The organism is Streptomyces sp. NPDC037203, from assembly GCF_055605065.1.
Genome location: NZ_JBVJUC010000002.1, coordinates 979,504 through 1,002,459 on the forward strand (window position 1 = coordinate 979,504; position 22,956 = coordinate 1,002,459).

General features: G+C 72.4%; 23 protein-coding genes and 1 pseudogene. 13 read left to right on the plus strand and 11 right to left on the minus strand.

What is annotated here, in order from left to right:
- Nucleotides 1-93 precede the first annotated feature (93 nt).
- Nucleotides 94-2,601, minus strand: a complete 2,508-nt coding sequence (gene hrpB, locus ACZ7EC_RS08885; RefSeq protein ID WP_471059598.1) for an ATP-dependent helicase HrpB — start codon at nucleotides 2,599-2,601, stop codon at nucleotides 94-96.
- Between the two features lie 114 nt (nucleotides 2,602-2,715).
- Nucleotides 2,716-3,561 carry a class I SAM-dependent methyltransferase gene (locus tag ACZ7EC_RS08890; RefSeq protein WP_471059789.1) on the minus strand — a complete coding sequence of 282 codons (846 nt, stop codon included), beginning with the start codon at nucleotides 3,559-3,561 and terminating at the stop codon, nucleotides 2,716-2,718.
- A gap of 364 nt (nucleotides 3,562-3,925) precedes the next feature.
- On the opposite strand from ACZ7EC_RS08890, the gene rpsA reads away from it, so the two are divergent.
- On the plus strand, nucleotides 3,926-5,416 hold the full coding sequence (gene rpsA / locus ACZ7EC_RS08895) for a 30S ribosomal protein S1 (RefSeq protein WP_471059599.1): 1,491 nt from the start codon (nucleotides 3,926-3,928) through the stop codon (nucleotides 5,414-5,416).
- A 119-nt stretch (nucleotides 5,417-5,535) separates the two neighbouring features.
- Here the strand turns inward: rpsA and ACZ7EC_RS08900 are convergent, their stop codons facing one another.
- Nucleotides 5,536-6,498: a right-handed parallel beta-helix repeat-containing protein gene (locus ACZ7EC_RS08900; protein WP_471059601.1), complete on the minus strand. Its 963-nt coding sequence runs from the start codon at nucleotides 6,496-6,498 to the stop codon at nucleotides 5,536-5,538.
- A 218-nt stretch (nucleotides 6,499-6,716) separates the two neighbouring features.
- On the opposite strand from ACZ7EC_RS08900, the gene ACZ7EC_RS08905 reads away from it, so the two are divergent.
- The 3 genes from ACZ7EC_RS08905 to ACZ7EC_RS08915 all read left to right on the plus strand — a co-directional run bounded on the left by ACZ7EC_RS08905 (nucleotide 6,717) and on the right by ACZ7EC_RS08915 (nucleotide 8,782).
- The gene (locus ACZ7EC_RS08905; protein WP_471059603.1) at nucleotides 6,717-7,655 is read left to right on the plus strand and encodes a PAC2 family protein; all 939 of its coding nucleotides are present in this window, start codon (nucleotides 6,717-6,719) and stop codon (nucleotides 7,653-7,655) included.
- A 70-nt stretch (nucleotides 7,656-7,725) separates the two neighbouring features.
- The gene (gene coaE / locus ACZ7EC_RS08910; RefSeq protein WP_471059605.1) at nucleotides 7,726-8,352 is read left to right on the plus strand and encodes a dephospho-CoA kinase; all 627 of its coding nucleotides are present in this window, start codon (nucleotides 7,726-7,728) and stop codon (nucleotides 8,350-8,352) included.
- Nucleotides 8,353-8,401: 49 nt separating this feature from the next.
- On the plus strand, nucleotides 8,402-8,782 hold the full coding sequence (locus ACZ7EC_RS08915) for a tetratricopeptide repeat protein (protein WP_037653237.1): 381 nt from the start codon (nucleotides 8,402-8,404) through the stop codon (nucleotides 8,780-8,782).
- A gap of 48 nt (nucleotides 8,783-8,830) precedes the next feature.
- Here the strand turns inward: ACZ7EC_RS08915 and ACZ7EC_RS08920 are convergent, their stop codons facing one another.
- The gene (locus ACZ7EC_RS08920) at nucleotides 8,831-9,160 is read right to left on the minus strand and encodes a DUF6343 family protein (protein ID WP_471059608.1); all 330 of its coding nucleotides are present in this window, start codon (nucleotides 9,158-9,160) and stop codon (nucleotides 8,831-8,833) included.
- Nucleotides 9,161-9,399: 239 nt separating this feature from the next.
- On the opposite strand from ACZ7EC_RS08920, the gene ACZ7EC_RS08925 reads away from it, so the two are divergent.
- Nucleotides 9,400-10,083 (plus strand): class I SAM-dependent methyltransferase, encoded by a 684-nt coding sequence (locus ACZ7EC_RS08925; protein WP_471059610.1) that lies wholly within the window; start codon nucleotides 9,400-9,402, stop codon nucleotides 10,081-10,083.
- A 142-nt stretch (nucleotides 10,084-10,225) separates the two neighbouring features.
- Here the strand turns inward: ACZ7EC_RS08925 and ACZ7EC_RS08930 are convergent, their stop codons facing one another.
- Entirely contained in the window at nucleotides 10,226-10,894 is a 669-nt protein-coding gene (locus ACZ7EC_RS08930; protein WP_471059612.1) for an RNA-binding S4 domain-containing protein, read from the minus strand.
- Between the two features lie 184 nt (nucleotides 10,895-11,078).
- Between ACZ7EC_RS08930 and ACZ7EC_RS08935 the strand changes: the two genes are divergently transcribed.
- Nucleotides 11,079-11,780, plus strand: a complete 702-nt coding sequence (locus ACZ7EC_RS08935) for a uracil-DNA glycosylase (RefSeq protein WP_471059614.1) — start codon at nucleotides 11,079-11,081, stop codon at nucleotides 11,778-11,780.
- 86 nt (nucleotides 11,781-11,866) lie between these two features.
- Here the strand turns inward: ACZ7EC_RS08935 and ACZ7EC_RS08940 are convergent, their stop codons facing one another.
- Complete coding sequence (locus tag ACZ7EC_RS08940) at nucleotides 11,867-12,319, minus strand: GNAT family N-acetyltransferase (RefSeq protein WP_471059617.1); 453 nt, start codon at nucleotides 12,317-12,319, stop codon at nucleotides 11,867-11,869.
- Between the two features lie 325 nt (nucleotides 12,320-12,644).
- Here ACZ7EC_RS08940 and ACZ7EC_RS08945 point away from each other — a divergent pair, with 325 nt between their 5' ends.
- The 3 genes from ACZ7EC_RS08945 (at nucleotide 12,645) to ACZ7EC_RS08955 (ending at nucleotide 14,565) form a co-directional block, all read left to right on the plus strand.
- A complete protein-coding gene (locus tag ACZ7EC_RS08945) occupies nucleotides 12,645-13,502 on the plus strand; it encodes a nucleotidyltransferase domain-containing protein (RefSeq protein ID WP_471059619.1) in 858 nt (285 codons plus the stop codon).
- Between the two features lie 88 nt (nucleotides 13,503-13,590).
- Complete coding sequence (locus ACZ7EC_RS08950) at nucleotides 13,591-14,235, plus strand: DUF899 domain-containing protein (protein ID WP_471059621.1); 645 nt, start codon at nucleotides 13,591-13,593, stop codon at nucleotides 14,233-14,235.
- Nucleotides 14,236-14,388: 153 nt separating this feature from the next.
- Nucleotides 14,389-14,565, plus strand: a complete 177-nt coding sequence (locus ACZ7EC_RS08955; protein WP_471059623.1) for a hypothetical protein — start codon at nucleotides 14,389-14,391, stop codon at nucleotides 14,563-14,565.
- A gap of 60 nt (nucleotides 14,566-14,625) precedes the next feature.
- On the opposite strand, the gene ACZ7EC_RS08960 is transcribed toward ACZ7EC_RS08955, so the two are convergent.
- A complete protein-coding gene (locus ACZ7EC_RS08960; RefSeq protein WP_471059791.1) occupies nucleotides 14,626-15,024 on the minus strand; it encodes a hypothetical protein in 399 nt (132 codons plus the stop codon).
- A 335-nt stretch (nucleotides 15,025-15,359) separates the two neighbouring features.
- A pseudogene (locus ACZ7EC_RS08965) lies at nucleotides 15,360-15,971 on the minus strand (ATP-binding protein); the annotation flags it as partial.
- A 217-nt stretch (nucleotides 15,972-16,188) separates the two neighbouring features.
- Here ACZ7EC_RS08965 and ACZ7EC_RS08970 point away from each other — a divergent pair.
- The 3 genes from ACZ7EC_RS08970 (at nucleotide 16,189) to ACZ7EC_RS08980 (ending at nucleotide 18,215) form a co-directional block, all read left to right on the plus strand.
- Entirely contained in the window at nucleotides 16,189-17,049 is an 861-nt protein-coding gene (locus ACZ7EC_RS08970; protein WP_471059625.1) for a helix-turn-helix domain-containing protein, read from the plus strand.
- Nucleotides 17,050-17,304: a DUF397 domain-containing protein gene (locus ACZ7EC_RS08975; protein WP_471059627.1), complete on the plus strand. Its 255-nt coding sequence runs from the start codon at nucleotides 17,050-17,052 to the stop codon at nucleotides 17,302-17,304.
- A 101-nt stretch (nucleotides 17,305-17,405) separates the two neighbouring features.
- Nucleotides 17,406-18,215: an SAM-dependent methyltransferase gene (locus ACZ7EC_RS08980; RefSeq protein WP_471059629.1), complete on the plus strand. Its 810-nt coding sequence runs from the start codon at nucleotides 17,406-17,408 to the stop codon at nucleotides 18,213-18,215.
- An 87-nt stretch (nucleotides 18,216-18,302) separates the two neighbouring features.
- Here the strand turns inward: ACZ7EC_RS08980 and ACZ7EC_RS08985 are convergent, their stop codons facing one another.
- Both ACZ7EC_RS08985 and ACZ7EC_RS08990 read right to left on the minus strand, forming a co-directional pair.
- Complete coding sequence (locus ACZ7EC_RS08985) at nucleotides 18,303-19,790, minus strand: glutamate synthase subunit beta (RefSeq protein WP_471059631.1); 1,488 nt, start codon at nucleotides 19,788-19,790, stop codon at nucleotides 18,303-18,305.
- Nucleotides 19,791-19,997: 207 nt separating this feature from the next.
- Nucleotides 19,998-20,696: a DUF2293 domain-containing protein gene (locus ACZ7EC_RS08990; RefSeq protein WP_471059633.1), complete on the minus strand. Its 699-nt coding sequence runs from the start codon at nucleotides 20,694-20,696 to the stop codon at nucleotides 19,998-20,000.
- 215 nt (nucleotides 20,697-20,911) lie between these two features.
- Between ACZ7EC_RS08990 and ACZ7EC_RS08995 the strand changes: the two genes are divergently transcribed.
- Nucleotides 20,912-21,544: a nucleoside/nucleotide kinase family protein gene (locus tag ACZ7EC_RS08995; protein WP_471059634.1), complete on the plus strand. Its 633-nt coding sequence runs from the start codon at nucleotides 20,912-20,914 to the stop codon at nucleotides 21,542-21,544.
- 109 nt (nucleotides 21,545-21,653) lie between these two features.
- On the opposite strand, the gene corA is transcribed toward ACZ7EC_RS08995, so the two are convergent.
- Nucleotides 21,654-22,781, minus strand: coding sequence for a magnesium/cobalt transporter CorA (corA, locus tag ACZ7EC_RS09000; protein WP_471059636.1), 1,128 nt, complete (start codon nucleotides 22,779-22,781; stop codon nucleotides 21,654-21,656).
- Nucleotides 22,782-22,956: the final 175 nt, after the last annotated feature.

Genomic DNA, 22,956 nt, shown 5'->3' on the forward strand with positions numbered 1-22,956 from the left:
CCACCGAAGGCCCGGCCGCCCCCTGCCCGCCACCACGACCGCACGGCGTCCGGAGACCCGCCCTCGCCCCTGCGCCGACCCGGCCGCGACCGGTCAGCGCCGGAGCCGCGCGTTGGTGTGCCGGGTGGGCTCGGCCGTCGCCGGGTCCTCCGGCCACGGGTGCTTCGGATAACGGCCGCGCAGCTCGGCCCGCACGGCCTTGTAGCCGTCCCGCCAGAACGACGCCAGATCGGCCGTGACGGCGGCCGGCCGGCCCGCGGGGGAGAGCAGGTGCACGAGCAGCGGCACGCCCGCCACGGACGGCGTCTCGCGCAGCCCGAACATCTCCTGGAGCTTGACCGCGAGCACCGGCCGCTCGGGATCCCCGTAGTCGATCCGGATCCTGGACCCGCTCGGCACGGCCAGCCGCTCGGGCGCCAGCTCGTCCAGGCGTACGGCCTCCCCGCTCGCCCAGGGCAGCAGCCGCGCCAGCGCCTGCCCGGCGTCGATCCGCGCGAGATCCGCCCGTCGCCGGGCCCGGCCCAGCTCCGGCTCCAGCCACCGCTCCGACCCCGCGACCAGCGCCTCGTCCGACACGTCCGGCCACGGCTCCCCGAACCGGGCGCGCAGGAACGCCAGCCGCTGCCGCAGCACCTCCGCGTCCGGCGTCCACCGCAGCAGCCCCGGCCCTTCCTGCCGCAGCCCTTCGAGCAGCGCCGCACGCACCAGTTCCGGCGCGGCGTCCCGCAGGGGCCGCACCGCCAGCTCGATCGCCCCGAGCCGCTCGACCCGCCGGGCCACGACATCACCGTCCGCCCAGCGCACCTCGTCCCGCTCGTCCAGCGCCGCGCCCGCAGCCGCCCGCGCCACCTCCTCGGACACGGCGGCCCCGAGCCGCACCCGCGCATGCCCCTTGCCGCCCGGCCGGTCGGCCACGGCCACGACGATCCACGGCGCCCCCCGCAACGCCGACCCCTGCGCCGGCTCGGCCCGCGTCCCGGACACCATCAGGTACGACCCACCGTCCAGCCTCGCCACCCGCTCGGGGAACGCCGACGCGGCGACGAGCCCGACGAGGTTCTCCTCCCCGGCCTCAACCGGCGGCCGGCCGGCGTCGGCGGGTGCGCGGGAAACCTCCGCGGAGGCGGACCGCAGCCGCCGCACCTCCCTGGCCCAGCGCGCCGCGTAGCCGTCGCCCCCGCGCCGGGCGGAGCGCAACGCCCCGGCGAGATCGTCGCCGTACTCCCGCGGCACCTCCTCCGAGAGCAGCGCGACCACCTCCGCCCCCGCCCCGGACGTGTCCAGCAGCGCCCGCCCCAGCCGCGGGTGCAGCCCGAGCCGGGAGAGCCGTACCCCGCGCTCCGTCGGCCGCCCGGCGCGGTCCACCGCGCCCACCGCCGACAGCGCGGAGCGCGCCGCCGCCATCGCTCCGCCCGGCGGCGGATCCAGCAGCGCCAGACCAGAGGCGTCCGGATCGCCCCAGCAGGCCGCCTGAAGGGCGAACGACGTCAGATCGGCCACCTTGATCTCCGGCGCCGGAAACGCCGGCAGCCGGCCGTCCTCGGCCTCCGCCCAGCATCGGTACACCGCGCCCGGCGCCTCCCGCCCGGCCCGCCCCGCCCGCTGCCGCCCGGCCGCGCGCGACGCCCGTACCGTCGTCAGCCCGCTGAGCCCGCGCGCGTGGTCCACCCGAGGCTCGCGGGCCAGCCCCGAGTCCACCACCACCCGCACACCGGGCACCGTCAGCGAGGACTCCGCGACCGACGTCGCCAGCACCACCCGCCGCCGCTCACCGGGCGAGAGCACCGCCTCCTGGACGCCCGCCGGTGCCCGTCCGTGCACCTGGAGCACCTCGACGCCGCCCAGGTCGCCCAACTGACCGGCCACCCGCGCGATCTCGCCGACTCCGGGCAGGAAACACAGCACGTCACCATCCCGCTCGGCCAGCGCCCGCCGCACCACCGACGCCACATGCGCGAGCAGCGCGGGATCCACCCGCATCCCGTGCGGCGGCCGTACCGGGCGCACGGGCGGCGCCCACACCACCTCCACGGGATGCGCGGTCCCCGCCGCCTCCACCACCGGCGCACCGCCCAGCAGCCGCGCCCACCCCTCGGCGTCCGTGGTCGCCGAAGCGGCCACCAGTCGCAGCTCCGGCCGCAGCGCCTGCCGCACGTCCCACAGGAAGGCTGCCACCGTGTCCGCGTCCAGATGCCGCTCATGGCACTCGTCGAGCACCACGACGTCCACCCCGGCCAGCTCCTGATCGCGCTGCAGCCGCTGGAGCAGCACCCCCGTGGTCACGACCTCCACCCGTGTGCGCCGCCCCACGGCCCGCTCGCCGCGCACCGTGAAGCCCACGCTCTCGCCCGGCCGCTCATCCAGCAGCCACGCCATCCGGCGCGCCGCCGCACGGGCCGCGATCCGCCGAGGCTCGGCCACCACGACCCGCCGCGCGGGCCCGTCCCCGACCAGCCCCGCCAGCACCAGCGGCACCAGCGTGGTCTTGCCGGTGCCGGGCGGCGCCACCAGGACGGCGGTGCCGCCGGCCGCGAGCGCGTCGGTCAGGGCGGGCAGGGCGGAGCGCACGGGCAGCGCGTCCAGGGCGTCGTAACGGATCACGCCCTCAAGTGTCGTACGACCCCCGAACCCGCCCGGCGTCCCTCGTCCGGGCGAACCCGTAGCCGGCCCCCCCGTCCGGAGGGTCCGCCCCCGCCTCCCCCGATCGTGGACGTTTCAGTCCCGCTCGCACACGAAGACGGCCGTCCCCGGAATCAGGCTGCCCCGCAGCGGGGACCAGCCGCCCCACTCCGAGGTGTTCCAGGCCGGCCACTCCGGCTCCACCAGGTCCACCAGCCGGAACCCGGCGGACACGATGTCCCGCACCCGGTCGCCCAGCGTCCTGTGGTGCTCCACGTAGACCGCCCGGCCCTGCTCGTCCTGCTCGACATAGGGCGTGCGGTCGAAATAGGAGGCGGACACCGCCAGGCCCTCGGGACCCGGCTCGTCCGGGAACGCCCAGCGGATCGGATGGGTCACCGAGAAGACGAACCGGCCGCCGGGCCGCAGCACCCGCCGCACCTCGCGCAGCACCAGCCGCGGATCGGCGACGAACGGCAGCGCGCCGTACGCCGAGCACGCCAGGTCGAAGGAGCCGTCCGCGAAGGGCAGCGCGCCCGCGTCCGCGCACACCAGCGGAAACGATCCACCGATGCGCAGCGCGTGCTGGAGCTGGCGGTGCGAGAGGTCCAGGGCCACCGGACGGGCGCCCTGGGCGGCCAGCCAGCGCGCGCACTGCGCCGCGCCCGCGCCGATCTCCAGGACGTCCTTGCCCTTCAGCTCCTCCGGCGGACCGAGCAGCTCGGCCTCCACCTCGTCCAGCCCCTCCGGGCCCCACACGAAGCGGTCGTCGCCGAGGAACGTGCCGTGCTCGACCTGGTACTCGTCCGCGTTGCGGTCCCACCAGCCCCGGTTGGCCCGGCTGCTCTCCGCGACATCGGCGTCACGGCGGGTGGCTTCGGGCTCGAACCCCTCGGGCTCGGGCCGTTCGGACTCTTGGATGATCGGCTCCCTCGTCGTAATCTTCCGTCCCGACCACCGGACGGCGGTACGCCGCCGAAGGGGGTCGCACAGCCCTGCCACGCGGCCATACGGGACATTTCCTGCCGGGTATACGGCGATCCGCCCCTGGTGTCCGCCTTCGCGCATTGACCCTGTCCGGCTGCCCCCGTATGCTACAAGTTGCGCTGCGGGCCTGCGCGCCTCAGACGTAGCAGGCTGCGCTCGCATCTGTATGTATGTCCCCTCGGTTCTCGAGGCGCCACCGGGCACCCGGTGTCCTGAAAAGGTGGCGCTTCCTTGGCTGTCCGGCTTCTGCAGAGCGAAACAGGCTCCCGGCGTAAGCAGTACCTACGACTTCAATGTCCGTACCGGAGCCCTTTCCCACATGACGAGCAGCACCGAGACCACCGCCACCACCCCGCAGGTAGCGGTCAACGACATCGGTAACGAGGAAGCTTTCCTCGCCGCGATCGACGAGACGATCAAGTACTTCAACGACGGCGACATCGTCGACGGCGTCATCGTGAAGGTCGACCGGGACGAGGTCCTGCTCGACATCGGTTACAAGACCGAAGGTGTCATCCCGAGCCGCGAGCTCTCGATCAAGCACGACGTCGACCCGAACGAGGTCGTGGCCGTCGGCGACGAGATCGAGGCCCTGGTCCTCCAGAAGGAGGACAAGGAAGGCCGCCTGATCCTCTCGAAGAAGCGCGCCCAGTACGAGCGTGCCTGGGGCACCATCGAGAAGATCAAGGAAGAGGACGGCATCGTCACCGGTACCGTCATCGAGGTCGTCAAGGGTGGTCTCATCCTCGACATCGGCCTCCGTGGCTTCCTGCCGGCCTCCCTGGTCGAGATGCGTCGTGTCCGCGACCTCCAGCCGTACGTCGGCAAGGAGCTCGAGGCCAAGATCATCGAGCTGGACAAGAACCGCAACAACGTGGTCCTGTCCCGCCGTGCCTGGCTGGAGCAGACCCAGTCCGAGGTCCGCCAGACGTTCCTCACGACCCTCCAGAAGGGTCAGGTCCGCTCCGGCGTGGTCTCCTCGATCGTCAACTTCGGTGCCTTCGTGGACCTGGGTGGCGTCGACGGTCTGGTCCACGTCTCCGAGCTGTCCTGGAAGCACATCGACCACCCGTCCGAGGTTGTCGAGGTCGGCCAGGAAGTCACCGTCGAGGTCCTCGACGTCGACATGGACCGCGAGCGTGTCTCCCTGTCGCTGAAGGCGACCCAGGAAGACCCGTGGCAGCAGTTCGCCCGCACCCACCAGATCGGCCAGGTCGTGCCCGGCAAGGTCACGAAGCTGGTTCCGTTCGGTGCGTTCGTCCGCGTGGACGAGGGCATCGAGGGTCTGGTCCACATCTCCGAGCTGGCCGAGCGCCACGTGGAGATCCCGGAGCAGGTCGTCCAGGTCAACGACGAGATCTTCGTCAAGGTCATCGACATCGACCTCGAGCGCCGTCGCATCAGCCTCTCGCTGAAGCAGGCCAACGAGTCCTTCGGCGCCGACCCGGCCGCCGTCGAGTTCGACCCGACCCTGTACGGCATGGCTGCGTCCTACGACGACCAGGGCAACTACATCTACCCCGAGGGCTTCGACCCCGAGACCAACGACTGGCTCGAGGGCTACGAGAAGCAGCGCGAGGAGTGGGAGCGCCAGTACGCCGAGGCGCAGTCCCGCTTCGAGCAGCACCAGCAGCAGGTCATCAAGTCCCGCGAGGCCGACGCCGCTGCCGCGGCCGAGGGCGGCGAGGCTGCGGCTCCGGTCGCGACCGGTGGCTCGTACTCCTCCGAGGGTGCGGACACCTCCGGCGCCCTGGCGTCGGACGAGGCGTTGGCCGCGCTCCGCGAGAAGCTCGCGGGTGGCCAGAGCTGAATCCCCTTGGCGGGGGGATTCCCCACCGCTGAGGCTTAGCAGGTAGCTGCCGAGGGGCCCCATCTTCCGAGGTGGGGCCCCTCAGGGTTTTCCGGGGCCCGGCAGACGGCGCGCCCTCGTCAGGACGTCACCCCGATATTCGTCAGGCCCTTGCCGCCCGTCACCGTGTTCGAGGTGTAGACCGTCGTCGTACAGTCGGGGGCCTTATTGGTGACGTCGATGGCCAGTTGGTCGGGTCCCGTGGCTCCGGTCAGGGTCGACCGGTTGCCCTTGAAGACCGTGCCGCAGCCCCAACCGGGCTGCTGGGTGTGGGTCTGGTAGCCGTCGTTGCTGGTATGGGTGCCGGTGTTGTCCTGGACCAGGACGCCGTTGCCCTTCACATCGACCCAGGAGTCGTCGTAGTGGGCGCCCGTCAGGCCGCTGCCGTCGAAGGCGTTGCCGACGATCCGTGTGCCGGTCGTGCCCTCCTTGACGTCGACGTTCTCGCCGCCCACGTCGGGGCCGATGGTGTTGCCGAGGATCTGGACCCGGTCGCTGTGGTCGGACAGCGTGCCGGCGGTGCCGACATAGACGCCCTCGCCCATGCCGTCGCCGTCGTTCCCGGTGTCGTAGATCTTCGAGTTCCTGATCACGCCGTCCGTGCTGGAATCGCGGAAGTGCACGCCCTCCATGGCGAGCCCGTGCACCGTGACACCGTCCACGATCACACCCTTCGCCGCGTCGATCATGATGCCCTTCTGGCCGCCGGTCACGGTCAGCCCGCTGACCGTCCAGTAGGAGGCACCGTTCAGATGCAGTCCGTAGCCGCCGCTCGCGGTGAGGACGGCCTTGGCGGAGCCGGTGAGGGTGATGCGGGCGGACGCCGTGGCCGGTGTGGACGCGCTGAAGTTGCCCTTGTAGGTGCCGTCCGCGAGATGGATCGTGGCGCCGGGCCGCGCGCCGGCCAGCGCGGTCTTCAGCTGGGCCGCGGTGGCCACCTCGACCGTCGAGGCGGCCCTGGCCGGGCCGGGGGTGGCGAGGAGCAGACCACCGGTGACGGTGGCCGCGGCGAGCAGGGAGGTGAGCGGCATGGATATGCGCATGGGGGGTGCCTTCCTGTTCCGGGGCGATCTCGTACGCACGAGCTGCGATCTCATACGTGAATCGTGGCCGACACGGTGAACAGTGCACCGCGAAGGTACGGACCAGGTGACGGACCGTCAAGACGGCCTGCGGGAGATCGCTGATCAGCGACGGGTGGCGGGAATGCCCCCGGTCAAGGGCGCGTTGTAGGCATGGAACAGGAGGAGGAGCGGTCACAGTGCTTGATCCGCAGGGTTTGTACGCATGGGAGCCGAAGGGCCTGGCCGTGGTCGACATGGCGCTCGCCCAGGAATCGGCCGGCCTTGTCATGCTCTACCACTTCGACGGATACATCGACGCGGGCGACACCGGTGACCTCATCGTCGACCGGCTGCTCGACTCACTGCCCCACCAGGTCGTCGCCCGGTTCGACCACGACCGGCTCGTGGACTACCGGGCCCGCCGGCCTCTGCTCACCTTCAAACGCGACCGCTGGACCGACTACGAGACCCCGGCGATCGAGGTCCATCTCGTCCAGGACGCCACCGGCGCCCCCTTCCTGTTGCTGTCCGGACCCGAGCCGGACGTGGAGTGGGAGCGCTTCGCCACGGCGGTACGGCAGATCGCCGACCGGCTGGGCGTCCGCCTGTCCGTGAACTTCAGCGGCCTGCCCATGGGCGTCCCGCACACCCGCCCCGTCGGCCTCACCCCGCACGGCAACCGCGCCGACCTGGTCCCCGGCCACACCAGCCCCTTCGAGGAGGCCCAGGTGCCCGGCAGCGTGGAGCAGCTGGTGGAGTACCGGCTCATGCAGGCGGGCCACGACGTCCTGGGCGTCGCCGCACACGTCCCGCACTACATCGCGCGCTCCCCGTACCCGGACGCCGCGCTGACCGTCCTGGAGGCCATCACCGCCGCCACCGGCCTGGTCCTGCCCGGCATCGCGCACTCCCTGCGCACGGACGCGCGGCGCACCCAGACCGAGATCGACCGGCAGATCCAGGAGGGCGACGAGGAGCTGACCGCCCTCGTCCAGGGCCTTGAGCACCAGTACGACGCGGCGGCGGGCGCCGAGACGCGGGGCAACATGCTCGCCGAGCCGGTGGAGATCCCGTCCGCCGACGAGATCGGGCGCGAGTTCGAGCGATTCCTGGCGGAGCGCGAGGGCGAGGCCTGAACCCCGAGCCGCCGCCGCTGTCCGGGCTCCGGCCCTGCCACTGTCGGTGGCAGGGCCTAAGCTTCCGCTCATGCTGAAAGTTGGCCTGACCGGCGGGATCGGCGCCGGCAAGAGCGAGGTGTCGCGGCTGCTCGTGGAGCACGGAGCCGTGCTGATCGACGCGGACCGCATCGCGCGCGAGGTGGTGGCGCCCGGCACCCCCGGCCTCGCCGCGGTGGTCGAGGCGTTCGGCCCGGACATCCTCGCCGGGGACGGCAGCCTGGACCGGCCCCGCCTCGGCTCGATCGTCTTCGCCGACCCGGACCGGCTCGCGGTCCTCAACTCGATCGTGCACCCCCTGGTCGGCGCCCGCTCCCGCGAGCTGGAGGAGGCCGCGGCCCCCGACGCCGTGGTGGTCCACGACGTACCCCTGCTCACCGAGAACGGCCTGGCGCCGTTGTACGACCTCGTGATCGTGGTGGACGCGAGCCCCGAGACCCAGCTCGACCGGCTGATACGGCTGCGTGGAATGACCGAGGAGGACGCCCGCGCCCGCATGGCCGCCCAGGCCACGCGCGAGCAGCGGCGCGCGATCGCCGACATCGTGATCGACAACGACGTCCCCCTGGACGAGCTGCGCAAGCGGGTCGACGCGGTCTGGGACGACCTGACGCGCCGGGCCCGCGGTACCTCCGCCGGGGACCGGCCTGCGGAATAGCGGCCCGGCGAGGGGCGTTGAATTGCGGGAACGAGGGAAGGACTCAGCAGTGCCCGAGACCAGCGGTTCCCCCGGACCCACTCCGGAGACGCATGTCATCGACTTCCGTGCCGCCGAGCAGTTGCTCCACGCGCGGGATCCGCGGGGCGCGGTGAAGCTGCTCGACGGAGTCATCGCCGCCCATCCCGAGAACACCGCGGCCCGGCTGCTGCGCGCCCGCGCCTTCTTCGCCGCCGCGCAACTGCGGCCCGCCGAGCTGGAGTTCACCATCGTCCTGGAGCGTGAGCCGGACAACGCGTTCGCACACTTCGCCCTGGCCCGCACCTACGAGCGGCAGGGCCGCGCCGACCAGGCCAAGCGCCACTTCCGGCTGGCCGCGGCGCTGGATCCGAACCCGGAGTATCTGAAGGCGGCGCGGTTCGACGGCTGAGGCCGGGTGGCCGGAGCGCTGACCCCGCGGCCGGAGGGCCGACGTCCCTCAGGGGTGCCGGTGGCGTGGCGGCCGGGGGTGGGAGGGTCCGCGCCGCGGTAGCCGGAGACCGCGGGGTTCCTCGTCGTCCGGTGGCTGGTACGGCGGCACGTCCCGGCCGGGCTGGTAGTGCGGACCCTGTCGGAGGTGCCGGACGATCATGGCCATGTCGACGGTGACGATCAGCAGCAGCACCCCGCATCCGACCGCCCAGCCGGGGCGTCCGACGAGCGCGAACACCGCCGTGCCGAAGACCGTCCAGACCAGCCCCCACACACACAGCCACAACCGCGCCCGCAGAGCACTGCGCGCGGTCGCCGGTTCACTCCCTGTACGCATCGGAACACCACTCCTCCTTGCAACGTACTCTCCAGGTCGGCGGGCCGCACTCATGGTGGGGGCGCCCTATGGCAGGGCGGCGGGGCGCACTCACGGCGGCCGGCGATTCCGTCGGCTCTGGCCCCGCTGGTCCGGCCCCCTGTGCTCCCGGTCGGCGGCGCATCGCTCGAACGGGTGAACTGCGGCCGAACGGGAACGGGAGGGCGGGGACGGTCCGTTCTCCGGGCATGACGGTCGGGATGCGTGAGGGATACGAAGGCACAGGCTCGGGTGCGATCACCCCGGACGGCTGCGCGGTGGAGGTCTACTCCCGTCTGCCGGTCGGCCCGGAGCCGGACATCATCGCCGCGGCGGTACCGGCCGGGGCGCACATCCTGGAACTCGGCAGCGGGGCCGGCCGGATGACCCACCCCCTGCTGGAGCGCGGCTTCACGGTCACCGCGGTGGACGAATCCGGCGACATGCTGGCCCGGATCCACGGGGCACGCACCATATGCGCCCCGATCGAGGAACTGCACCTGGACGGCGAGAAGTTCGATGTCGTGCTGCTCGCCTCGTTCCTGGTCCACGCCGGCGACGAGGAGGTGCGCCGGGGCCTGCTGCGCACCTGCGCCCGCCATGTGGCCGACGGCGGCTGCGTACTCATCCAGCGGGAGGGCGCCGACTACCACACGAATGTGCCGAGAGAGCGGACCGACCCGGCCGGCTTCACGGTGCGCGTCGCCTCGGTGACCCCCGTCGGCGGCGGAGTGGACTCCGTCCATGTCGCGTACGACTTCCCGGACGGCACCTGGACCCAGACCTTCCTCGCCCGGCCCCTGACGAAGGAACAGTTCGAATCGGCGCTGGCGGAGGCGGGGCTGGCGGTGGACAAGTACCTGACGGAGGACGGGACATGGGTACGGGCCGTGCGGAGGCGGTAGGCACCCTGGGCCGCGGTGGGCGCTCGGGGCGCGGTGGGCCCGACGGATGCGATGCGCGGGCCGGGGGATGCAGCGGGCTCGGTGGGTGCGATGGATGGGAAACGGACGCCGGGGCGGGGGTCGGCGCGTCCGGCGATCCGCGTCACCGCCCGCGGGGCCGTTCCTCCCGCCCGCTCATGCCGCTGCTGAACCCCGGCGGCATGAGACCGCGCAGCCGCTCGATGTCCCGGCGGTCGCGCTTGGTCGGCCGCCCGGTGCCCCGGTCGCGGAGACCGACGGCGGCGAGGGCCTCGCGGGGCGGCGGCGGAGGGGAGTTGTCGATGTAGCACTGCACGGCCACGGGCGCTCCGACCCGCTTGCGGATGAGCCGCTTGACGACCACGATCCGCTCCCGGCCCTCGTTCCGCACGCGGATCTCGTCGCCCACCCGCACCGCGTAGGCCGGCTTCACCCGTTCACCGTTCACATGCACATGCCCACCACGGCAGGCGGTGGCGCCCTGGGACCGCGTCTTGACCAGGCGTACGGCCCAGATCCAGCTGTCGATCCGGACCGTCCCGCCGCTGCCGGGACCCGCGGCCTCGGCGGCGGCGACCGCGGCGGCGACCTTGGGATCGACCGTGGCGTCCTCCACGGGCTTCGCTTCGGTGTCCTCCGCGGGCTTTGCCTCGGGGGCGACCGTCAGCTGGGCCTCGGTGTCCGCCGGCCTGCTGGCCTGCGCTCCGGCCTCCTCGGTGCCCGCGGCAGGTCCCGCCCCGGTCCGCCCGCCGGTGCCCCGGTGCACGTTCTCGTCCGTATCCTCCACAGCCATGTCCTGACCTTAACTCCACGGGCCGGGCGATCCGGACGGTATTTCCGGTGCGGTCGAAGGCCCACGGGGGAGTGGGGGCCGTCCGGGAGCGGGGGCGTCGCGTGCGGAGGCAGCGTGCGGGGCGGCCGGTGTGCGGGGCCGGTCGCCGGCATGGGCGGCGACGCCTTGGGCATACGGTGATCCCATGGACGACAGCAGCCCCCTTGCCCGGCTGGACCGGCGGGTCACGGGCTGTCGGGCCTGCCCCCGGCTGGTGGAGTGGCGCGAGGAGGTGGCGCGGACCAAGCGTGCCGCCTTCGCGGACTGGACGTACTGGGGCCGCCCGGTGCCCGGCTTCGGACCCGCCGACGCCCGGCTCCTGATCATCGGCCTGGCCCCGGCCGCGCACGGAGGCAATCGCACCGGCCGCATGTTCACCGGCGACCGCTCCGGCGATGTGCTGTACCAGGCGCTGTACGATCTCGGACTCGCCAGCCGGCCCACGTCGGACCGCGTCGACGACGGCCTGGAGCTGTACGGCGTCCGGGTCACCTCACCCGTGCACTGCGCGCCGCCCGCCAACAAGCCGACACCCGGCGAGCGCGACACCTGCCGCCCCTGGCTGGTCCAGGAGCTGAAGCTGCTGCGCCCGACGCTGCGGTCCGCGGTGGTCCTCGGGGCCTTCGGCTGGCAGGCGGCGCTGCCGGCGTTCACCGAGGCCGGATGGACCGTGCCCCGCCCCCGCCCGGCCTTCGCCCACGGCGCCCATGTCCCGCTCGACGGCCTGGATCTGTTCGGCTGCTTCCACGTCAGCCAGCGCAACACCTTCACCGGCAAGCTCACCCCGGCGATGCTGCGCGAGGTACTGGGCACGGCGGCACGGACGGCCGGGCTTCCGGTGCCCTGAGTCGCCGCTACCGGTGTCCTGAACCGCGCCCCGCCCCATCGCGCCCCCCGCCACCCCAGCCGCCGCGATGGGCCGTGCCGTGGGATTCAGGGCCGCCAGACGTACCGCACATCCGGTTCCCGCTCCTCGTTGCCGCTGCCGTCCGTGGACTCGGCGACGAGGAAACCGTGGCGTTCGTAGAAACGGTGGGCGGGCTTGTTGACCTGGAAGGTCCACAGGGTCAGCCCTTCCGGGCTGCGCTCCTTGGCCAGCGCGACGAACCGGTCCCCGAGCCCCAGCCCCCGCCGGTCCGGCTCCAGATACAGCTGGGACAGCAACTGTCCGTCGAGCACCATCACCCCGATGATCCGCTCCCCGTCCTCCTCCGCAACCCAGGTCTCCCGCAGCGGCACGACGACGTCCCGGAAGTAGTCGCGGACGTCGTCGTCGGTGCGCGGCCGGACGACCGTGGGCAGTGCGGCGGCGAAGGAGCGCAGCCAGACATCGGCGGCGGCCCGCGCGTCGGCGGCCCGCGCCCGCCGGAGGACGACACCGGTCATCGTCGTACCCCTTCGTTGCGCCGGACCCGCACCTCGGCCTCCGTGCCGCCCGGTACCACCGGCGTCGCCCTGATCTCCAGGAGCTGCCCGGCCCGACGCCCCGCATCGCCCGGTCCGACGATCTCACCGGGTGAGGACGCGGGTGGTGGAAGAAGAGTGGGGACGGCGATGCGCTGGATCACGGAGCTGCTCCTACGACACTCGGCGGACAATCTCCCGATCATCGGCCTCCGGCGGAGGCGCGCGCACCCCATTTACAGGGCACGGCAAGGGACATGGGGAAAGCCGCGAGCGCACCCGGCGGACCATGACACAGACTGGCCCCATGCCTCCCCCCGACCCGGACGCCCGTCCTGGAGCAGCCGCCCCCCTCCCCGGCGGCCCCGGACCCGACTGCGCCCCCGGCCCCGACTCCGGATTCCTCTCCGCCACCGCCGACCGGCTGGCCGCGCTTCCCACCGTCCGCGCGGTGGCCCTCGGCGGCTCCCGTGCACAGGGCACCCACCGACCGGACAGCGACTGGGACCTCGCGGTCTACTACCGCGGTCCCTTCGACCCCGCCGACCTGCGCGCCCTCGGCTGGCCCGGCGAGGTCGGCGAACTCGGCGGCTGGGGCGGCGGCGTCTTCAACGGCGGCGCCTGGCTGACCATCGACGGACGACGCGTCGATGTGCACTACCGCGACCTGGAAGTCGTGGAACACGAGCTGGCCGAGGCGGAACAGGGACGGTTCCGGGTGGAGCCGCTGCTGTTCCACCTCGTCGGCATCCCCACCTACCTGATCGTCGCCGAACTCGCCCTCAACCAGGTGCTCCGCGGCGAACTGCCCCGCCCGGCCGGCTACCCCGAGCGGCTGCGCCGTACCGCCGCCGAGCACTGGGGCGGCACCGCCCGCGCCACCCTCGGCTACGCCGGGGCCAACCACGCGCCCCAAGGCCGCCTCACCGAGACCGCGGGTGCCCTCGCCGCCGCCGCTGCCCAGACGGCCCACGCGGTCCTCGCGGCCCGCGGCGAGTGGATCACCAATGAGAAGCGGCTGCTGGAGCGCGCCGGGCTAAGGGAGTTCGACGAGGTGACGGGTCGGCTGCGGGCCACTCCCGACGCACTGGGCGCGGCGGTCACCAGGGCCGAGGAGATCGTCGCCGGGGCGCTGGGTCCGACTTGGCGGACAGCGGCGTCGTAAACCTGCCGGAGAAAATCCCCGCCTGGGCGATGAGTTCCGCCTCCGCCGCCGGTCACCACCCCGAACCGACCGTCGGACAGGAGGGCCCATGTCGCTACCGGAGATCGTCTCGCGCGAGCAATGGCGCGCCGCGCGCGAGGAGTTGCGGCGCCGGGAGGAGTCGGTCAAACGAGCGCGCGAGGCCCTCGGCGCCGAGCGGCGGCGGCTGCCCATGGTCGAGGTCGATCCGGAGTATCTGTTCGAGGGCGGCGACGGCAAGGCCACCCTTCTCGACCTCTTCGAAGGGCGCTCCCAACTCGTCGTCCACCACTTCATGTTCGCCCCCGAGTGGACGACCGGCTGCCCGTGCTGCGCCGCCTTCCTGGACCAGCTCGGCCACCTCGCCCAGCTGCGCGCCCGCGACACCTCGTTCGCCGCCGTCTCGCGGGCGCCGTTCACCCGGATCCTGCCGTTCAAGGCGCGGATGGGCTGGGCGGTGCCCTGGTACTCCTCGGCTCCGGGCGACTTCAACGAGGACTTCGAGGCCACCGTGCGGGACGGCGGAGAACCGGTCGAACGACCCGGCCTGAGCTGCTTCCTGCGCGAGCACGACCGGGTCTTCCACACCTATTCGGTGTACGACGCGGACCTGGACGCGCTGGGAACCACCACCGCCCTCCTCGACCTGACCGCCCTCGGCCGCCGCCCCGCGGGAAGCGAGGCGCTGCGCCTGCACGACGAGTACGACTTCTGACAGGCACAGCACGCTGCGTGCCGATAGATGACCGAAACGTCACTATCTGTGCCGGATTCGTATCAGGCATGTCTCAGTAGGGTCACCGGGCGAAGCGTTCGGCCCCCGCGAAGCGTTCACTCCAAGCAGGACGACGCTTTGTGGAGGTACGCGATGGTGAACGGGAGAACGGTGCTCGAACGCTTTCCCGCCGGGGGCCCACGCGGATCCTGGCCCGCCGAGGAGTTCGCGCACGCGCGGCGTCTGGAGGGCCTGCCCGCGGAGGTCGTCATGGACCTCGCGACGGACACCTTCCTGGTGATCGTACGGCGGAGCGAAACGGTCGAATGAGCCGCGCGCGGCGATGACGACGCGCTTAGGCAGCGGTGCGCTTACGCGGTGACGACGCGCTTACGCGGTGACGGTGCGCGACCAGTCCGGAGTCGTGCCCGTCGCCCGGCACAGCGCCAGGTAGAGGGGGATCGGCGGGGTGTACGGAGCCGTCCCGCCCGGACGGTGGACCAGCCGGGCGGCGCCCCTGACCAGGGCACCCGGAGCGTACTGGGCGGGCTCCGGCCACGGCAGGGCGTAGTCGGAGTCCGAGGGGACGAGCCACCACCAGTGGGCCTCGTCGGCGTACACACAGCCCAGCCGCGGCAGCCGCGACACGACGAGCGGCCCGAGCCGGTCGGGCACCCCCACGGCGTCGCAGCCGAGCGGCACCGCCATGCCTTCCGGCACCTGGAGGCGGAGGAGTGGCTCCGAGGCGGAGCGGCGGCGCCGTAGTCGTACCAGGGTGTCCATCCCCATCGCCCGCTCGGACCCGGCGGCCTCGGAGCGGACGTCGAGGCGCCTGCCGGAATCCCGGAGGCCGTGCCGCCCCCGGCCCGCCGCGCCGGTCACGGCCGCTCCCGCAGACGCTGCTCGGGGGCGCGGTGAGGACGGCGCTCCGGCACGCCGTACCGCTCCTGCGCCCCGTGCCACCGGTGGTCCGGGGTCCGCCGCGGAGGCCGGCCGGGCGCCTCGTGCGCAGGATGCTGCGCCGGTACCCGGAGCGCGGGCTGTTCCAGCGCGTCCCCGACTCGGTCGGTACCCATGTCACCGTCCATACCGTGATCCAAGCCATGGTCCGTGCCAGGAGCCCCGTGGTGCTCCATGCCGGGGTTCTCGGCCTGCTCGTCGCCGTCGGAGCCGTCCGGCCGGTCCGGTTTGGGGCGTGCCGCACCCCAGCCCAGGTCGGCGCGCGGCCCGGCGGAACCCGGAGACAGCTCGTCCCGCACCAGCTCGGCCCAGACCAGCAGTCCGGAACCGTGCTCCCGCGCGCCCCAGGACCGGCAGAGCGCCTCGACGAGGAGCAACCCCCTCCCGTGCTCCTCGTCGGGGCGCTGCGGGGACGGGTGGGGCTCGCCGGGGGCACAGCCCTCGTCGCGTACGGCGATGCGCACCAGACCGTCCCGGTCATGCAGCTCGCACACGACCCGCTCACCGGCGGTGTGCACGATCGCGTTGGTGACCAGCTCCGATATGACCAGAGCCGCGCTGTCACAGGTGTCCGCGCACACCGACCAGCCGGTCAGCCGGGCCCGCGCCAGGCGCCGGGCCCGAGCGACGGAACCCGGATGCGCGGCCAGCTCGAAGCGGAACCGGCGCTCGACGGCGGCGCCGCCCCGAGGGGCCGCAGCCGTCGCGGCGCCGGGACCGGGACGGTCTGCGGCGGCGTCTGTTCCTAAAGGCGCGGACGGAATCACGCCTGCCACTATCGCCCCGCCGCGGACACTTGGCAAGGGTCACTCTGAAAAATGCAGAGTGCGCTGTGACTCGGTCAGGCGCCGTGGCACACTGCTCGCAACAGCACGTCGCGCGGCGCCGATTGGGTCCATCGGGGGTCCGACCCGATCTCCGAGTGAGTCTTCGAACGGCGCCGCAGGGCTGTCAGGGTTCCTTCGGAAGAAGGCTTTCGGTGGAGGTGGGAGCGTGAGCGAACCGCGGTCCGCGCCGACGGTGGGTCAGGTGGTCCTCGGACGGCGCCTGCTGGACCTGCGGGAACGCGCCGGACTGAAGCGCGAGGACGCCGCGCGGGTACTGCGCGTCGCCCCCGCGACCGTCCGCCGCATGGAGACGGCCGAGGTCGCCCTCAAGATTCCGTACCTCCAGCTGCTGCTGAAGGCCTACGGCGTCCCCGACGAGGAGGCCGACGCCTTCGTCCAGCTGGCCGAGGAGGCCAACCGCCCCGGCTGGTGGCAGCGATTCCACGACATCCTGCCGAACTGGTTCTCCATGTACGTCAGCCTGGAGGGTGCCGCGAGCCTCATCCGCTCCTACGAGCCGCACTTCGTCCCCGGACTGCTCCAGACCGAGGACTACGCGCGCGGAGTGCTCAGATCCGGGGCGATCGGCCAGACCAGCCCGGACGACATCGAGCGCCATGTCGCGCTGCGCATGCGCCGCCAGGAACTCCTCCGGCGCCCCGACGCTCCCCGGTTCTGGGCCGTGATGGACGAGACCGCCCTGCGCCGCCCGGTCGGCGGCCCCGAGGTGATGCGCGCCCAGTTCGAACGGCTCATCGAGGCCGCGAGCCTGCCGAATGTGACGCTTCAGGTCGCCCCGTTCGAGAACGGCCCGCATCCGGGGACGTACGGGCCCTTCGTGCTGTTCCGATTCGCCATGTCAGAACTGCCGGACATGGTCTACAGCGAGTACCTGACCGGTGCGGTCTACCTCGACGCGCGCGCCGAGGTGGCGACCCACCTGGAGGTCATGGACCGCATGGCGGCGCAGGCCGCCACGGCACAACGCACGAAGGAGATCCTCCAGGATCTCTGCAAGGAGCTGTGAATGAAACGCATCGAGCCGCGTGCCCGCGTCTACAACGGCATGCCCGCACGGGAGCTGGGCAGCGAGGGCTGGCACAAGCCCTGGAGTGGCGGCAACGGCGGCAACTGCCTGGAGGCGATGAAACTGGCCGACGGCCGCATCGCCGTACGCCAGTCCACCGACCCCGACGGACCGGCCCTGATCTACACCACGGACGAGATGACCGCCTTCATAGAAGGAGCCAAGGCGGGGGAGGCCGACTTCCTGCTTTCCTGACACGTGTCGTTTGTGTTGTTACTTGCTCGACTTCTGCTCTTGACAACAGGCTTGACCAAAGACTTGACCGACCATCACCACAGACGCTTACGGAGTGCCGCATGAGCGGGCAGGACCCGACGGCCATCGAGATCGACACCAGCAAGCCACATCCCGCACGGATGTACGACTGGTACCTCGGGGGCAAGGACAACTACCCCGTCGACGAGGAAATGGGCCGCCAGATGCTGGCGCTCGAACCCCGCGTGCCGGTCATGGCACGGGTCAACCGCGCCTTCATGCACCGCGCCACGAGGTGGCTGGCCCAGCAGGGCGTACGGCAGTTCCTCGACATCGGCACCGGCATACCGACCGAGCCGAACCTGCACCAGGTCGCCCAGCAGGTCGCGCCCGACGCCCGCGTCGTCTACTGCGACAACGACCCGATCGTGCTCGCCCACGCGGCCGCCCTGCTGCGCAGCACGCCCCAGGGTGCCACCGAGTACCTCCAGGCCGATGTGCGCGACCCGGACGCGATCATCGCCGGCGCCCGCGAGGTCCTCGACCTGAAGCAGCCGGTCGCCCTCTCCCTGATCGCCCTGCTGCACTTCATCACGGACGCGGACGGCGCGCACGAACTCGTCCGCCGCCTGCTGTCCGAACTGCCCTCCGGCAGCTACCTGATGATGACCCACGCCACCTCCGACTTCACCCCGGAGGAGTCCGCCACCGCCACCGACAAGCTCAAGGGCGCCGGCATCACCATCGCCCTGCGCTCCCGCGAGGAGTTCACCCGCTTCTTCGACGGCCTCGAACTCGTCGAGCCCGGCGTCGAGGTCGTCCACAAGTGGCACCCGGAACTCGGCGAGCCGGTACCGGGCCAGGACGACGGGGTGATTCCCGGATACGGTGCCGTAGCTCGTAAGCCGTGAGCGGGGGGCGTGAGCGGGGGGCGTAAGTCCTGGTCGGTGAGTGCGGCGGGGGCGGCGGGTGCCCACGGGCGGGCAGCCGCCCCCGGCTCACACCCGCATCGGCTTGTCTCCGGGCGAGATCGGTGCGGGCAGCTGCGAACTACCCGTCAGATACCGGTCGACGGCCGCCGCCACCGCCCGCCCCTCCGCGATGGCCCACACGATCAACGACTGCCCGCGCGCCGCGTCCCCGGCCGCGAACACCCCCGGAACGTTGGTGGCGAAACCGATGTCACGGGCGATCGTGCCCCGCGCGTCGAGCGCCAGCCCCAACTGCTCGACCAACCCGTCCTCCCGGTCCGGCCCCGAGAACCCCAGCGCGAGCAGCACCAGGTCCGCCGGGATCGTCCGCTCGGTCCCCGGCACCGGCTGCCGCCGCTCGTCCACCTCCACCAGTTCGAGCGCCCGCACATGCCCGCCCTCGTCTCCGGTGAAACGCAGCGTCGACGCCGCGAACAATCGCGCGTCCGCGTCCGCCGCAGGCGCCGTCCGCAGCTCCGCCGCCTCCTCGTGCGCGGGCGACAACCGGTACACCTTCGGATACGTCGGCCACGGCTCCGCGTACTCGTCGCGCTCCGTGCCCGGCTGCGCGTAGATGTCCAGCTGGGTCACCGACGCGGCACCCTCCCGCACCGCCGTGCCCAGGCAGTCCGCCCCGGTGTCCCCGCCGCCGACGATCACCACATGCCGCCCCGCCGCCGACAACGGCGAGACCTCCAGATCCCCCTCGCCCACCCGGTTGGAAAGCGGAAGATACCGCATCGCCTGATGTATCCCCTCCAACTCCCGCCCCGGCACCGGAAGCTCCCGCCACGCCGTGGCGCCCGTGGCGAGCACCACCGCGTCGTACCGCGTCCGCAGCTCCGCCGCGTCGACATCCCGGCCCACCGACATCGAGGTCCGAAACCTCGTCCCCTCGGCACGCATCTGCTCCAGGCGCCGCTCCAGATGCCGCTTCTCCATCTTGAACGAGGGGATGCCGTACCGCATCAGCCCACCGATCCGGTCGTCCTTCTCGTACACCGCGACCGTGTGCCCGGCCCGCGTCAACTGCTGCGCGGCGGCGAGCCCGGTGGGCCCTGAGCCGATGACGGCGACCGTCTTCCCCGACAACCGCTCCGGCGGCCGCGCCGGCACGAACCCCTCCTCCCAGGCCCGGTCGGCGATCGCGCACTCGACGTTCTTGATGGTGACGGCCGGCTGGTTGATCGCCAGCACACACCCCGCCTCACAGGGCGCCGGACACAACCGCCCGGTGAACTCGGGGAAGTTGTTCGTCGCGTGCAGCCGTTCGCTCGCCGCCCGCCAGTCCTCGCGGGCCACCAGGTCGTTCCACTCGGGGATGAGATTGCCCAGCGGACAGGCGTCATGGCAGAAGGGGACCCCGCAGTCCATGCACCGGTCCGCCTGCTTGCTGATGATCGGCAGCAGCGCCCCCGGCGCATACACCTCGTCCCAGTCCCGCACCCGCTCCCCGACGGGCCGCCGCGCCCACTCCTGACGCGGCGTGGTCATGAACCCCTTGGGATCGGCCATGATCATCTTCCTCGCCTACGGGCACCCCGCACCGCCCACCCGACCGGCCGTACGCCACCGGGCGACACATATCGGCACTCTTTTGGCCACGATACGACCGCACGGGGGGCGGCGCAGAGCGGGCGACGGAGCGGGTCCGGGGCGGTGGGTATCGCAGTCCGCAGCGAGGGTCACACTCTGTAGCCGATGCCGCAGGCCCCCGTACCGTCAGCCCACGCCCTCCTCTTCGCCCCCCTGCCACGACCGCAGCACGCCCTCCACGACAGGGACGATCCGGCGCCGGGCCTCGTACCGCGGCACCCCACTCATCAGCAGCTGGTCGTACGGCGTGTCCACATGCCGTACACCCGCCACGACCGCCGAGATCACCGCACCCTCGGACAGCGCCCGCCCCGCCGCACTGCGCCCCACCCGTCCGCTGCCCCGCACGGAGGCATGCGCCGCGATCGCCCGCGCCCGCTCCGCCGGGCAGCCCGGAAACAGCCGCAGTATCTCCGCCGCGAACGCCGCCGCGAACCGCTCGTCCTCCACCCCTCTGCGCCGCGCGTCCCGTGCCCGCCGCCGGCGCCGGGCCTCCGCGTCCGCCAGACACCGCTCCTCGGCCCGCGCCAGCGCCGCCTCCTCCACGAGCACACCCTGCCGCTCGTAACGGCCCTTGCGCCGGTTGAACCGCACCACCACCGCCGACAACGCGCTCTCCTCCCGCGACCTGCGCGTCAGCGCCGTGTCACCGCGCGGCAGAAGGACCAGATGCCCGAGATCCGCACAGCCCAGGCAGCGGGGAGCACCGTCCTCCAGCACCAGCAGGGAGAGCGGCCCACGCCGACAGGCCGAACAGCGCTGGTGCCTGAGGGGCTGGATGACGACAAGCCCGTGTGCAGGGAGGGGAGTTGAGGGGGTCTCCATGCTTGTTTCCTTCCCCGTTCGGTGCGCTGCCTTTCGGCCCCGGCTCTGTCCGTGTGGTCCTCGTCCCTTGGGCTTCTCTCCGCGTGACCTCTTTGTGGCGCGTCCTGGTGGTGCGTGCGTGGGGGATCCGCGATGGCTCGGCCAAAGACAGGGGGGGCTCCCCCCGGCCCCCCCACCCCCACCCACCCCCCTCTCCCACCCGGCATCATGGCCCCGTGCGACTCGAAGCGATCACCTGGGAACGGCTCGCCGGACTGCTCGCCGACCGGCTTGCCGGGTCGGTGCCGGCCGACGGTGGCGCGTGGCTGCGCGTCGCCGTCGACGGGGCCCCGGCCGCCCACCCCGGAGACCTGGCCGAACGGGTCGGCGAGGCACTCCGGGTGCGCGGCCGACCCTCGCTGGTCGTCGGAGCGGAGGGCTTTCTCCGCCCCGCCTCACTGCGCCTGGAACACGGACGGCGCGACGCGGAGTCGTACTACGGCGGCTGGTACGACACCGGCGCCCTGTGGCGCGAGGTGTTCGGCCCGCTCGACCCCGGCGGCAGCGGGCGCGTCCTGCCCGACCTGTGGGACCCCACCACCGACCGCGCCACCCGCAGCCCGTACGTCCAACTCCCGCCCGGCGGCGTTCTGTTGCTTCACGGCCCCCTTCTGCTGCGCCACTGGTTCCCGTTCGACCTGACCGTCCACGTCCTCCTGTCCCCGGCCGCTCTGCGCCGCCGCACTCCCGAAGCCGACCACTGGACGCTTCCCGCCTTCGAACGCTACGAGGCGGAGAGCGACCCGGCCACCACGGCGGACGTCCTCGTCCGCGCCGACGATCCACGCCACCCCGCCTGGCGCGGCTGACCTCCGGCGCCTGCCCCACCGGAACGGCCGCGTCGCGCGCACCGCCCGTACCGGACACCGGCACCCGCCCGCCGCCCGGCGTACGGCCGGTCAAGGCGGCCGTCGCGGCTCAGAGCCACCCGTTGCGGCGGAACCCCCGGTACAGCGCCAGGCACGCCGCCGCCATCACCCCCATGGCCAGCGGATAGCCGAACCGCCAGTGCAGCTCCGGCATGTGGTCGAAGTTCATGCCGTACACCCCGCACACCATGGTCGGTACGGCGATCACGGCCGCCCATGCCGTGATCTTCCGCATGTCCTCGTTCTGCGCGACCGTCACCTGCGCGAGGTGCGCTTGGAGGATGGAGTTGAGCAGTTCGTCGAAGGCGGCTATCTGCTCCGTGGCGCGGGTCAGGTGGTCGAGCACATCCCGGAAGTACGCCTGTATGTCGGGGGCGACGACCCGCAGGGGCCGGGTGGCAAGGTCTTCCACGGGGCGGGCCAGGGGCATCACCGCCCGCTTCAGCTCCAGCAGTTCACGCTTCATCTGGTAGATGCGCCCCGGATCGAGCCGCGCACCCCCTTCCGAGAACACCTCCGTCTCCACCTGGTCGATGTCGGCCTGCACCGCGTCCGTCACGCTCAGATAGCCGTCGACCACATGGTCCGCCAGCGCGTGCAGCACCGCCGCCGGCCCCTTGGAGAGCTGGTGCGGGTGTGCCTCCAGCTCCTCGCGCAGCGGCCCGAGCGAGCCGTGCCGCCCGTGCCGCACCGTGATGACGAAGTCCTCACCGACGAAGGCCATGATCTCGCCGGTGTTCACCACCTCGCTGGTCGCGGTCAGCCGTTCGTGCTCGACGTAGCAGACGGTCTTGAACACCGCGAACAGAGTGTTGCCGTAGTGCTCCAGCTTCGGCCGCTGATGGGCCTCGACCGCGTCCTCCACCGCCAGCGGATGCAGGTCGAACAGCTCGGCCACGCCCGCGAACTCACGGTCCGTCGGCTCGTGCAACCCCAGCCAGACGAAGCCCTCGCCGGTCTTGCGGACCATCCGCACGGCTTCCAGCAGATCGGTGCACTGCGGTACCCGTATGCCGTCCTGGTACATCACGCAGTTGACCACGGAGGAGCCCAGCGGCGAGCGGGCGGGATGGCTCAGGTCCACGCGCGGCCGCCGCCGGGCCAGCTGAGCGACCTTGCGCAGACCGTCGGCCGCGCCCAGCTTCGTGACCTTCCGCAGATTCCCTGCCATGGACATCCGGGTCTCCTCGCGTGGTTCTCCCCCTGCGGCGCTTCGGCGCCCTGGCTCGAAAGTGTGCCAGTCTCGGGCAAAGAGCGGGCAAGCCTGTGGAAACAGGGAATTCCGCTTTGTTCCCGCCTGTGGAAAACCCCCGTCCGCCTGCGCCGAACCGACCGGCCGCCCCCGCCGAACC

Coding starts and splice junctions, on each gene's coding strand:
- coaE (WP_471059605.1), top strand. CDS start 7,726: ATGCTGAAAGTTGGCCTGACCGGCGGGATCGGCGCCGGCAAGAGCGAG.
- ACZ7EC_RS08985 (WP_471059631.1), bottom strand. CDS start 19,790: ATGGCCGATCCCAAGGGGTTCATGACCACGCCGCGTCAGGAGTGGGCG.
- ACZ7EC_RS08920 (WP_471059608.1), bottom strand. CDS start 9,160: ATGCGTACAGGGAGTGAACCGGCGACCGCGCGCAGTGCTCTGCGGGCG.
- ACZ7EC_RS08950 (WP_471059621.1), top strand. CDS start 13,591: ATGTCGCTACCGGAGATCGTCTCGCGCGAGCAATGGCGCGCCGCGCGC.
- corA (WP_471059636.1), bottom strand. CDS start 22,781: ATGTCCATGGCAGGGAATCTGCGGAAGGTCACGAAGCTGGGCGCGGCC.
- ACZ7EC_RS08975 (WP_471059627.1), top strand. CDS start 17,050: ATGAAACGCATCGAGCCGCGTGCCCGCGTCTACAACGGCATGCCCGCA.
- ACZ7EC_RS08930 (WP_471059612.1), bottom strand. CDS start 10,894: ATGGCTGTGGAGGATACGGACGAGAACGTGCACCGGGGCACCGGCGGG.
- ACZ7EC_RS08955 (WP_471059623.1), top strand. CDS start 14,389: ATGGTGAACGGGAGAACGGTGCTCGAACGCTTTCCCGCCGGGGGCCCA.
- ACZ7EC_RS08945 (WP_471059619.1), top strand. CDS start 12,645: ATGCCTCCCCCCGACCCGGACGCCCGTCCTGGAGCAGCCGCCCCCCTC.
- ACZ7EC_RS08960 (WP_471059791.1), bottom strand. CDS start 15,024: ATGGGGATGGACACCCTGGTACGACTACGGCGCCGCCGCTCCGCCTCG.
- ACZ7EC_RS08940 (WP_471059617.1), bottom strand. CDS start 12,319: ATGACCGGTGTCGTCCTCCGGCGGGCGCGGGCCGCCGACGCGCGGGCC.
- ACZ7EC_RS08980 (WP_471059629.1), top strand. CDS start 17,406: ATGAGCGGGCAGGACCCGACGGCCATCGAGATCGACACCAGCAAGCCA.
- ACZ7EC_RS08925 (WP_471059610.1), top strand. CDS start 9,400: ATGCGTGAGGGATACGAAGGCACAGGCTCGGGTGCGATCACCCCGGAC.
- ACZ7EC_RS08935 (WP_471059614.1), top strand. CDS start 11,079: ATGGACGACAGCAGCCCCCTTGCCCGGCTGGACCGGCGGGTCACGGGC.
- ACZ7EC_RS08990 (WP_471059633.1), bottom strand. CDS start 20,696: ATGGAGACCCCCTCAACTCCCCTCCCTGCACACGGGCTTGTCGTCATC.
- ACZ7EC_RS08900 (WP_471059601.1), bottom strand. CDS start 6,498: ATGCGCATATCCATGCCGCTCACCTCCCTGCTCGCCGCGGCCACCGTC.
- rpsA (WP_471059599.1), top strand. CDS start 3,926: ATGACGAGCAGCACCGAGACCACCGCCACCACCCCGCAGGTAGCGGTC.